At 63.2% G+C, this 10,461-nt stretch carries 8 protein-coding genes and 1 pseudogene; 4 read left to right on the top strand and 5 right to left on the bottom strand.

Features of this window, described 5'->3' with window-relative positions:
• Both ACEK02_RS13395 and ACEK02_RS13390 read right to left on the bottom strand, forming a co-directional pair.
• Nucleotides 1-1,163, bottom strand: a pseudogene (locus tag ACEK02_RS13395) (glycosyl transferase family 2); the annotation flags it as partial.
• Between the two features lie 200 nt (nucleotides 1,164-1,363).
• Nucleotides 1,364-1,942 (bottom strand): beta-1-3, beta-1-6-glucan biosynthesis protein, encoded by a 579-nt coding sequence (locus ACEK02_RS13390; protein WP_371422180.1) that lies wholly within the window; start codon nucleotides 1,940-1,942, stop codon nucleotides 1,364-1,366.
• 334 nt (nucleotides 1,943-2,276) lie between these two features.
• Between ACEK02_RS13390 and ACEK02_RS13385 the strand changes: the two genes are divergently transcribed.
• Nucleotides 2,277-3,812 (top strand): beta-(1-6) glucans synthase, encoded by a 1,536-nt coding sequence (locus ACEK02_RS13385; RefSeq protein ID WP_371422179.1) that lies wholly within the window; start codon nucleotides 2,277-2,279, stop codon nucleotides 3,810-3,812.
• Here ACEK02_RS13385 and ACEK02_RS13380 read toward each other — a convergent pair.
• Entirely contained in the window at nucleotides 3,772-4,152 is a 381-nt protein-coding gene (locus ACEK02_RS13380; RefSeq protein WP_371422178.1) for a hypothetical protein, read from the bottom strand. The two genes, ACEK02_RS13385 and ACEK02_RS13380, sit on opposite strands and share 41 nt — an antisense overlap.
• A gap of 122 nt (nucleotides 4,153-4,274) precedes the next feature.
• Nucleotides 4,275-5,516, bottom strand: a complete 1,242-nt coding sequence (locus ACEK02_RS13375; RefSeq protein WP_371422177.1) for a hypothetical protein — start codon at nucleotides 5,514-5,516, stop codon at nucleotides 4,275-4,277.
• Nucleotides 5,517-5,711: 195 nt separating this feature from the next.
• Between ACEK02_RS13375 and glmU the strand changes: the two genes are divergently transcribed.
• Entirely contained in the window at nucleotides 5,712-7,064 is a 1,353-nt protein-coding gene (gene glmU / locus ACEK02_RS13370; RefSeq protein ID WP_371422176.1) for a bifunctional UDP-N-acetylglucosamine diphosphorylase/glucosamine-1-phosphate N-acetyltransferase GlmU, read from the top strand.
• Nucleotides 7,065-7,086: 22 nt separating this feature from the next.
• Here glmU and ACEK02_RS13365 read toward each other — a convergent pair whose 3' ends face one another.
• Complete coding sequence (locus ACEK02_RS13365; RefSeq protein WP_371422175.1) at nucleotides 7,087-7,266, bottom strand: hypothetical protein; 180 nt, start codon at nucleotides 7,264-7,266, stop codon at nucleotides 7,087-7,089.
• A gap of 236 nt (nucleotides 7,267-7,502) precedes the next feature.
• On the opposite strand from ACEK02_RS13365, the gene glmS reads away from it, so the two are divergent.
• Nucleotides 7,503-9,329 carry a glutamine--fructose-6-phosphate transaminase (isomerizing) gene (gene glmS, locus ACEK02_RS13360; RefSeq protein ID WP_371422174.1) on the top strand — a complete coding sequence of 609 codons (1,827 nt, stop codon included), beginning with the start codon at nucleotides 7,503-7,505 and terminating at the stop codon, nucleotides 9,327-9,329.
• A gap of 152 nt (nucleotides 9,330-9,481) precedes the next feature.
• Complete coding sequence (locus ACEK02_RS13355; protein ID WP_371422173.1) at nucleotides 9,482-10,252, top strand: DUF502 domain-containing protein; 771 nt, start codon at nucleotides 9,482-9,484, stop codon at nucleotides 10,250-10,252.
• The last annotated feature ends 209 nt before the right edge of the window (nucleotides 10,253-10,461 follow it).

The following is a 10,461-nucleotide window of genomic DNA, read 5'->3' as shown; positions in this document are numbered from 1 at the left end:
TCTTCGATTCGCGCCAGGGCGATCAGGATCAGCGGGATCAGCAGGATGCAGCCGAGAGTAAGGGCGAAGGCCGATCCCCAGACGAAATAGTGGGTCTGCTGATAGGCAAAGATGGTTGCCGCCCAGGCGCCAACGGCATTGGCTGCGGTCGAGAGCACGAGAGTCTGGATCGCCGTAGCGCCAACGATCTGCAGGATCGGAAGCGACAGCAGGATGCCGACCAGGAGCGCGATGCCGGCGTTCTTCCAGTGGTCGGGGTTCACGACCGGACCGGTCCAAGGGAATTTCGGCTCGCGGTCGGCGTTGAGCACGCCCCAATAAGGACCGACGCCGCCTTCGAAAAACTTCCAGGGCTGATCGATGGCTTCGACGATGTTGTAGTCCATACCGATCGCTTCGGCGCGGGTCACAAAATTGCGCAGCACTACGGCCTGCTTGAATGGGCCGGGAATGGCATTGCGCAGATTATAGCCCTCGCTCGGCCAGCCGAATTCGGCGATCACGATGCGCTTGCCGGGAAAGGTCTCACGCAGAACGCCATAGAGATGCACAGCCTGGTCGACCGCCTGCGTGTCGGTGAAGTTTTCCCAATAGGGCAGGATGTGCGCGGCGATGAAGTCCACCGACGAGGCGAGCTGCGGATTGTCGCGCCAGATGTTCCAGATTTCACCGGTCGTGACGGGAACGGTGACCTGGCGCTTCACCCGGCGGATATATTCGACGAGGTCCTCGATCTTGAGTTCATCGCGATAGAGCGTTTCGTTGCCGACGACGATGCCGATGACGTTAGGATTCTTCTTCGCCAGTTCGACGGCCGAGGCGATCTCGCGCTCGTTGCGATCGGCGTTCTTGTCGATCCAGGCGCCGACTGTGACCTTGAGGCCGAACTCGTTGGCGATGGCGGGCACCATTTCGACGCCGCCGGTCGACGAGTAGAGACGGATCGCGCGCGTGATCGTCGACAGTTTCTTGAGGTCGGCGCGTATCTTCTCGACGGTCGGAATGTTGTCCACGTCGGGATGCGCCGTGCCCTCGAACGGCGCATAGGAGAGGCTGGGAATCATGCCCTTGAAATCGGGAGCTTCCTGCTTCTCGCGCAATACGCCCCAAAGGGCGGCATGAACGGCAGTCACAAACAATAAGACGGCGACGACAGCGCGCATCGCAACTGAACCATAACGGGGCGAGCGTGGCCGGGAAGCGGACCCGTCCCCGAGGTCCGACCAGTACAACGGTAACGGAGACTATATCCGCCACACAAATTAACAACTCAACCGCTGCCGTGGCGTTTTGAGGGCGGCAGCATAATCAAAGCTCGATTATGCGCCGGAGGCTGAACGCCGCCTGAACAGGGCGCGCCGGATTACTTCGGCGCTTCTGCAGGCGGTTTGGCGTCCGGCTGCGGAGCGGCTGCCGGCGCCGCTGCACCGCCACCGGCAGGCGCGGGCGTTGCCGGCTGGCTCAGGGCGGCAGGCTGCGGCTGCGCATTCGGATTGATCCAGCAGCCATGGACGCGGCTGTTGAGACTGTCCGCAATTTTCGGATCGATCAGCGGGCCGAATTTGACCAGGCAGCGAAACGTTGCCTGCACGTGACCGCCGGGGCAGCCGAATCGGTCGTAGAGATCGAGGTGACGGAATGCGGTGTCGAGATCGTCACGCCACATCAGCACCACGACGCGACGGCCAAGCCAGACGCATTCAGGGTTGCCGGCAGGACCATTGATCGCCTGAGTCGCCTCGACGAATTCGTCGGACTTCTTCTGGCTCTCACGGGCAACGTCGGCAGGCGTCACGGGCGCATTTGCCGCAGGTTTCTGATCCTGTGCCCGAACCGGGCCGCTCTGGGCCAACGCGCAGCCAACACCCAGCAGCAGAGCAAGGCCTGGAACGGCGAGACAACGCAGAACCGCAGATTGGAACCCGAACACCAGTCGACGCATAAAGTCCCCGATAAGTTGGCTGCCAGGCAGTTCTGACGCCCTCGCCAGATGCCGTTCAAATGGGCCCCCAATACGGCGGCGACCACGGCTGAATCCCATGACGGACATTTTTGATTTTGTCCAGCAACGCCGGAAGTTTGTCTGATTTTCGTGGTGGGTCGGGCCGACAAGTCCGTGATTGCCGGCATGATGCACTTGGCAGATTGGCGATGACCGGCTAATCGACGGACGACTTTGGAGGACGGAACCAATTTCCACCCGCACGCCGCTGGCGCTTCTCATCCTTTCCCTTAGTACGATCGCAGCGGTTTGGTGGTGGCTGGCCACGCCCGTTATGCTTGTGCGCGCGCCGATCGATCCCGCCGACAAGCTGGAATGCGTCTCCTATGCGCCGTTCCGCGGTGAGCAAACGCCGCTGAATTCGACAGCCGTCATTCCCGCCAGCCAAATTGCCCAGGACATGGCGCAGCTGGCGCAGATCACCAAATGCGTACGGACCTATTCCATTGATAATGGCCTTGATCAGGTGCCGGAACTGGCCGGCAAGGTCGGACTGAAGGTCATTCAGGGCGTCTGGCTCGGGAGCAACCGGCTCAAGAACCTGGCGCAGATCACCGGCGTCGTGGATCTCACCAAGCGCTTTCCGAACGTGATCAGCAGCGTAGTCGTGGGCAACGAGGTGCTGTTGCGCGGCGAGATGACGGCAGCCGATCTCGTCGGCATCATCCGCTCGGTGAAGGCGCAGGTCGGCAAGATCCCGGTCACCTATGCCGATGTCTGGGAGTTCTGGCTGAAGAATCGCGAGATCTATGACGCGGTCGATTTCGTCACGATCCACATCCTGCCCTATTGGGAGGACTTCCCGATTCGCGCGAAGAGCGCCGCCGCCCATGTGGACTCGATCCGCAAGCGTCTCGCCGTGGCGTTTCCATCCAAGGAAATCCTGATCGGCGAAACCGGGTGGCCGAGCGCCGGGCGGATGCGCGATGGCGCGTTGCCGTCGCGTACCAACCAGGCACGGGTGGTGTCCGAAATCCTCGATCTGGCCAAGCGCGAGGGATTCCGTGTCAATCTGATCGAAGCCTATGACCAGCCGTGGAAGCGCGACCTCGAAGGCACAGTCGGCGGCTATTGGGGCCTTATCTACGATGAGCCGCGCGAGCTGAAGTATCCACCGGGCGTTCCGATTACCAATTATCCGTCGTGGAAGCTGCAGATGGGGCTCGGCATGGGCCTGAGCTTCCTGGTTTTCGTGACGGGCATGTTGACGCTCCGTCGACGGCCATGGTCGCCGCGTCTGTCGGCCTGGCTGACCGTTGCCGTATCGGCCACGGTGGCCGGCGTCCTGCTCGGCGTTGCCGCGGACAAGCTGATCTATGAAAGTTATGGCGTCGGCCGCTGGATCCAGTGGAGTGCGCTGCTGGCTGCCGGTGTCGCGTCGCCGCTGCTATGCGCCTATGCGACGATGTCCGGTCGCTCGCTGCCGACCTTCCTCGAACTCGTCGGGCCGAGCCGGTTCCTGGCCCGTTCGTGGTCGACCGTCCTGCTCGGGCTCACCCTGGCTGTGGCGGCGCTGATCGGCGCCGAGACCGCGCTCGGTTTCGTGTTCGATCCGCGTTACCGCGACCTCCCGTTCGCCGCGCTGACCATGGCGGTTGTCCCGTTCGCGGGACTGATGGCCGTCAACCGTCCGCAGGAAGGTGTACGGCCTATCGCCGAGTCGGTGTTCGCCGGACTGCTGGTGCTGTCGGCGGTGTATATCGGCTTCAACGAAGGGCCGGATAACTGGCAGTCGCTGTGGACCTGCGCGATCTATCTGCTGTTCGGCATTACGCTGTGGCGGGCGCGGGTCGCGCAAAGCCCAGAATAAGCAGGCCGATCGCGATGCCCGAGAGGGCGACGTTGTAGAGCACGATCCCGAAACCGGCTGCGATCAGCGCGCCGGTGATCAGCACGATTGACGGCCGCAGCAGGTTCAGCACCGCGATGACGATCGCGGCGATCCCGAATACCGAGTTCTTGAACAGATAGGTCATCACCAGCCGGCTCTTGCACAGGGCGCTCTGGAGGCCGGCGTCGCAGGCGAGCGCCGTCGTCGACAATTCGATGGCCAGATAACGCAGATAGATGGCGTAGCCGACGGACAGGAAGCCGACGATGAGAAGCCATTGCACCTGACGGGCGGTGAGCTTGAACGGATCTTTTTTCATGCTGAAACCATGGTTCAAAACGCGGTCCGGAACAACCCGGCATGCGGTCGCGGCGAGAGGTTGGACCTAGATAACACTTTAGCCGCGCGCGCCAAGAGATTGAAAATCTGATCTTTTGGTCCTTAGTGTAGCCCCAGGAACGAGGTCAGCGACGATTGCGGCTTCGGCGGCGCAACTTCTTCAGCGGGCTTGGGCGGCGGCGCTTGTTCGGTGCGTTCCTGCGGCTTGGGCGCTGCGCGTTTGCGTGGCGCCGGCCGGGCGGGCGCAGGTGCAGCTTCCGCGGGCGTCGTCTCGGCCTTCATTGCGAGGCGCTGCCCCTCGAAGATCGACGTCTCGCAGGGCCGGTTGCTCTCGGTCAGGGTGGCGCAGATCTTTGCAGCCGCAGCCGCGTCGGTGAGCGGGCCGGCGACGAGACGGAGCTGCATGCCGAGTCCGGTCGGGCGTTCCTTTACCATCATGATCGGGCGCAATCCGTTCAGCGCGCGAGACTTGGACATGCCGCGCCAGATCGCGCGCAGGCCGTCCACCGAATTGGCGCCGCCGATGTCCACGCCGAACTCGGTCCGGGCGACCGGCATCGGAACCGCCTCGACGACTGCAGGGGCAGGCTCGGGCGCGGCCGGTTGGACCGATGCCATTGTCCCCGGAGCAGCCGGAGAAGGTTCGGCGGTCGATGCCGGTTCGCTCGATTTGGCGGTCGCGGCGTCGGGCGGCGCCGTCATCGATTTCCAGGTAACGAGCGGGGTCGAGGCCGGCGGGCTGCTGGAAGATGGAACCACCGCCTGCACCGGTTTGGCGGGCGCCGTTTCGGCAGGTGGTGTGATGGCAGTCACGGGACCGATGACCGGCGTCGAGGGAATGCTCGGAAGCTCTGCAGCCGGCTTTGGTTCGGTAGCTGCCGGTGGGGTAACGACGGATGCGGTGGCAGGTGGCTGTGGTGCTGCCGTCGTTATGGCGGCTGTCGGTGTTGGGACGGTCTGGCGCTTGATCGATCCGGTGACCGAATCCAGCCCCTGTTCGACCGAGGTGACGCGGGCATAGAGCCGGTCGCGGTCGCTGTTCAGCGTCTCGATAGCCAGCGTCAGGCGCCGGGTCTCGGCCTGGGTCTCCTTCGCAACAAACTGGATCTGCTGCGACTGCCGCGCAAATGTCTCCGATGTCGCGACCTGATCGCGGCGCAACTGGACCTGGGACTGGCTCGCCAGAATGGCGATCACCACCGCCCCCACCGCGGCAACGCCCCAGGAACCCAGACGCCACATCATGCGGCGGTCGACCTTGTCTTCCTCAGCCAGAAATCCGGTCAGCCAGCCGCTATGCTCGGCTGAGAGAGTATCGGCCCACTTGTCGTGCTTGTCCGCCATTCGACGTCTGCGTCGCCCCATCGCCCCTGCGAATCACAGTTCAACATTATCAGGAAACCGGCGGGGAACCCGAGGTTGTCGGGCCACACGGCACGCTAAACCGGGTTTCCGGATTCGCCGAAAACGCTTTAAGACGGCCGCGGCGCGCTTTAAGACCGCCGCGGCGCATGGGCGCCGCCATAACGGGGATTTCGGATGACGGGCAGAACCAGCCTCACCATCGTGCTCGCGGCCGGCGAGGGAACGCGGATGCGGTCCTCGACGCCGAAAGTGCTGCATCAGGTCGCCAGCCAGTCGTTGCTGGGCCATGTGCTCGCGGCGGCGCCTCACGGCGCAGGCTCTGCCCTGGCCGTCGTAGTAGGTCCAGATCGTCAGGACGTGGCGGATGAAGCCAGGCGCGTGCGGCCCGATGCCGCAACATTCGTTCAGCACGAGCGTCTCGGCACCGCCCATGCGGTGCTGGCGGCAAAGGACGCCATTGCAAAGGGCGTGGACGATCTGCTGATCGCCTTCGGCGACACGCCGCTGATTTCGGCTGAGACGTTCGAGCGTTTGCGTGCGCCCTTGGCGGCAGGCGCTGCGCTGACCGTGCTCGGCTTTCGCGCGGCCGATCCGACCGGCTATGGCCGGCTGCTGGTCGAAGGCGATCAACTGGTCGCGATCCGTGAACATGCAGATGCCACACCGGCCGAACGCGAGGTGGATCTCTGCAATGCCGGCGTGATGGCCTTCGCCGGCAAGACCGCGCTCACAATCATCGAGCAGATCGGCACGTCCAACAGCAAGGGCGAATACTATCTCACCGACGCCGTCGAGATCGTGCGCAGCATGGGCTTGCGGGCGAGCGTGATCGAGACCGGTGAGGATGAAGTCCGCGGCATCAACACCAAGGCGCAGCTCGCGGAAGCCGAAGCGATCATGCAGGCGCGGCTGCGCAAGGCCGCGCTCGACGCGGGCGTAACCATCGTCGCGCCGGAGACCGTGCATCTCGCGGCCGATACGACGTTCGGCAACGACGTCACCATCGAGCAGTATGTGGTGATCGGGCCCGGCGTCAGTATCGCCGACGGCGCTGTCATTCACGCCTTCTCGCATATCGTGCAGGCTGCCATCGGCAAGAAGACCTCGATCGGTCCTTACGCACGCATCCGGCCGGGAACGTCGGTCGGCGATGGCGCGCGCATTGGCAACTTCGTTGAAGCCAAGGCGGCAATTCTGGAAGCGGGCGTGAAGGTCAACCACCTGACCTATATCGGCGACACCCATATCGGTGCTGGCGCCAATATCGGCGCGGGCACCATCACCTGCAATTACGATGGCTTCAACAAGAGCAAGACGATCATTGGTGCCGGTGCCTTTGTCGGTTCGAATTCGTCGCTCGTCGCACCGGTGAAGATCGGGGCCGGCGCTTACATCGGTTCGGGTTCGGTGATCACTCGCGACGTGCCGGACGATGCGCTTGCGGTCGAGCGCAACGACGTGTCGACAAAGGAAGGCTGGGGCAAGCGGTTCCGCGACAAGAACGCGGCGAACAAGAAGCCGAAGTGAGCGCGCGGTGTTCGGGGTGACGTCAGGTCACCGGGGCCTTCAGGTGCCAGCCGCGGCGGATCGGGCGCTTGGCGACGATTTCTTCCTGCGGCGTGTGGGGCTCGGCGGCATGCGGCTTGACCGCGATATCACGTTGCGGCGGCGGCCAATGCGCCAGCCGGCTGTGCGACATCTCGACATGTCGCAGCCGTGATCCGGCCATCGATCGGGGGGCTCTTGGGTCTCGCTCCTCCCACATGGACGTCTACTCCGGTCAGGCGTAGATGCTTCAGCAAACACGTTGATGGTTTGTTAAATGCGTCGCGCAAAATGCCCGTACAACCGCGCTAACTTGTCTCAATCGGCAATAATTATTGAGTAACAGTCGATTTGCGATTCTCGCTAAGAGAGTTCCAGTATTCCTGGGCAATTTGATACCACTTGGAGAGATAACCCCGCATGTGCGGCATCGTCGGAATTTTGGGACGTGGTCCGGTTGCTGACCAGATCGTGGACTCGCTGAAGCGCCTCGAATATCGCGGCTACGATTCTGCTGGCGTGGCCACATTGGAAGGCGCGCATATCGATCGTCGCCGCGCCGAAGGCAAGCTGAAGAATCTCGAGGCCAAGCTCGGCAAGTCGCCGCTGGCAGGTCATATCGGCATCGGTCACACCCGCTGGGCGACGCATGGCAAGCCGACCGAAGCCAATGCGCATCCGCACGCCGCCGAAGGCGTCGCGGTCGTGCATAACGGCATCATTGAGAATTTCCGCGAATTGCGCATTGAGCTCGAAAAGGGCGGCGCCAAATTCGTCAGCGAGACCGACACCGAAGTCGTCGCGCATCTCGTCAGCTCCTACCTGCAGAAGGGCGCATCGCCGGTCGAAGCCGTGAAGCAGGCGCTGCCGCGGCTCAAGGGCGCGTTCGCATTGGCTTTCGTGTTCAAGGGGCACGACAACCTGATGATCGGCGCCCGCAAGGGCTCGCCGCTCGCAGTCGGCTATGGCGACGGCGAGATGTATCTCGGCTCCGACGCGATTGCGCTGGCGCCGTTCACGGACAACATCAGCTATCTCGAGGACGGCGACTGGGTGGTGCTGACCCGTAAGGACGCTGAAATTCACGATGAGCAGGGTGCTGTCGTGAAGCGCGATGTGATGAAATCCGGCGCATCGTCCTTCATGGTCGACAAGGCCAATTATCGCCACTTCATGGCCAAGGAAATTCACGAGCAGCCGGAAGTCGTCGGTCACACGCTGACGCGTTATGTCGATATGGCCACCGAGCGCGTTGCGCTGCCCATGAAGCTGCCGTTCGACTTCAAGGACATCCAGCGCATTTCGATCACGGCTTGCGGTACCGCGAGCTATGCGGGCTTTGTGGCGAAGTACTGGTTCGAGCGTTTTGCGCGCCTGCCGGTCGAAGTCGATGTCGCCTCTGAATTCCGCTATCGCGAAGCCCCTGTGCGCAAGGGCGATCTGGCCATCTTCATCTCACAGTCCGGCGAAACGGCTGATACGCTGGCAGCGCTGCGTTACGCCAAAGAGCAGGGCATGCACACGCTCGCTGTCGTCAACGTCACGACCTCGACCATTGCCCGCGAGAGCGAGACCGTGATGCCGACGCTGGCCGGTCCGGAAATCGGCGTCGCCTCGACCAAGGCTTTCACTTGCCAATTGATGGCATTGGCGACGCTTGCGGTCGCAGCCGGCAAGGCCCGCGGCGAGCTGTCCGATGCCGACGAAGCAAAGCTGATACATGGCCTCATCAAAGTCCCCCGCCTCATGGCCGATGCGCTGACCCACGAAGCGGCGATCGAGAAGCTGGCGCGCGACATCGCCAAGTCGAAGGACGTGCTCTATCTCGGCCGCGGCACCAGCTATCCGCTGGCGCTGGAGGGCGCGCTGAAGCTGAAGGAAATCTCCTACATCCACGCCGAGGGCTATGCGGCCGGCGAGCTCAAGCATGGCCCGATCGCGCTGATCGACGAGACCATGCCGGTGGTCGTGATCGCGCCTTATGACCGGGTGTTCGACAAGACCGTGTCGAACATGCAGGAGGTCGCGGCGCGCGGCGGCAACATCATTCTGATGACCGACGCCAAGGGGGCGGAGGAGGCCACCGTGGACTCCATGGTGACCATCGTGATGCCGGACATGGATTCAGCATTTACGCCGCTGGTCTACGCCGTGCCGGTGCAGCTGCTGGCCTATCACACCGCCGTCGTGATGGGCACTGACGTCGACCAGCCTCGTAATCTGGCCAAGTCGGTCACGGTAGAATAGGCCGGCGAGGCGGCAGGATTGTCGCAGGCGGCCGGTTTGGCCGTCTGGCGCCGCACAAGTGGCTTCCCCCGCACTGGCGAAATCCTGCTAGGATACCCATAAGGACTGACGGCGCGGTGTCGCGCGCCGCGCCAGATGGATTTGAAACGCCGATGGAACGCCCCGATTTGCCGTTGACCCCGCCCGCTGGCGACCCGCCGCCCGAGGCGCCGCGCGGCTTCATGGCCCGGATCCGCAACTATTTCCTCACCGGCCTGATCGTCGCCGGCCCGGTCGCCATTACCTTTTACCTGACCTGGTGGTTCGTCACCTGGGTCGATGCCATCGTACGGCCGCTGGTGCCGGAGGCCTATCGACCCGAACAGTATCTGCCTTACGGCATTCCGGGCTCCGGCCTGATCGTCGCCTTCGTCGCGCTGACCTTGCTGGGTTTCCTCACCGCCAACCTGATCGGCCGCTCCCTGGTCGATCTCGGCGAGAGGCTGCTCGGCCGCATGCCGGTGGTGCGCGCGATCTATCGCGGCCTGAAGCAGGTGTTCGAGACGCTGTTCTCCGGGTCGGGATCGAGCTTCCGCAAGGTCGGTCTCGTCGAGTTTCCGTCGCCCGGCATGTGGTCCATCGTGCTGATCTCGCAGCCGCCGAGCATCGAGGTTGCCAACAGCCTGCCGGGACAGGAGGAGCATATCTCGGTGTTCCTGCCTTGCGCGCCGAACCCGACCACGGGCTTTTTCTTCTATGTGCCGAGGAGCAAGATCATCGATATCGACATGTCGGCCGAAGATGCTGCGACCCTGATCATGTCGGCCGGCGTCGTCCAGCCGGGCTCCGATCCGCAGAAGAAGATCGCGGCTTTGGCGCAGATGGCAACGGCGGCGGGCGTCGCGAATGCGCCGCCAGCGAAGCAGCCGGCGAGGGTGGATTGAGGACCACGGCTTTGTAGGATGGGGTGAGCGCAGCGAAACCCATCGCTTTCTGTGCGCGTGAATGATGGGTTTCGCGAAGACGCTCTACCCATCCTACGGCCTGACTTCGCGCAGCGCCGCGTCGCTTCAGATTCAACTGTCAAACAGCCACTACGCTTCAGACATGCGTCATCGCCCCTGTTATTTGCGGCGCGGGGGCGCCGTCGTCT

The organism is Tardiphaga sp. (assembly GCF_041424195.1).
Lineage (GTDB): Bacteria > Pseudomonadota > Alphaproteobacteria > Rhizobiales > Xanthobacteraceae > Tardiphaga.
This window is presented reverse-complemented; position numbering and strand designations above follow the sequence as displayed.

Coding starts and splice junctions, on each gene's coding strand:
- ACEK02_RS13390 (WP_371422180.1), bottom strand. CDS start 1,942: ATGCGTCGACTGGTGTTCGGGTTCCAATCTGCGGTTCTGCGTTGTCTC.
- ACEK02_RS13355 (WP_371422173.1), top strand. CDS start 9,482: ATGGAACGCCCCGATTTGCCGTTGACCCCGCCCGCTGGCGACCCGCCG.
- ACEK02_RS13380 (WP_371422178.1), bottom strand. CDS start 4,152: ATGAAAAAAGATCCGTTCAAGCTCACCGCCCGTCAGGTGCAATGGCTT.
- ACEK02_RS13365 (WP_371422175.1), bottom strand. CDS start 7,266: ATGGCCGGATCACGGCTGCGACATGTCGAGATGTCGCACAGCCGGCTG.
- ACEK02_RS13385 (WP_371422179.1), top strand. CDS start 2,277: ATGCTTGTGCGCGCGCCGATCGATCCCGCCGACAAGCTGGAATGCGTC.
- ACEK02_RS13375 (WP_371422177.1), bottom strand. CDS start 5,516: ATGGCGGACAAGCACGACAAGTGGGCCGATACTCTCTCAGCCGAGCAT.
- glmS (WP_371422174.1), top strand. CDS start 7,503: ATGTGCGGCATCGTCGGAATTTTGGGACGTGGTCCGGTTGCTGACCAG.
- glmU (WP_371422176.1), top strand. CDS start 5,712: ATGACGGGCAGAACCAGCCTCACCATCGTGCTCGCGGCCGGCGAGGGA.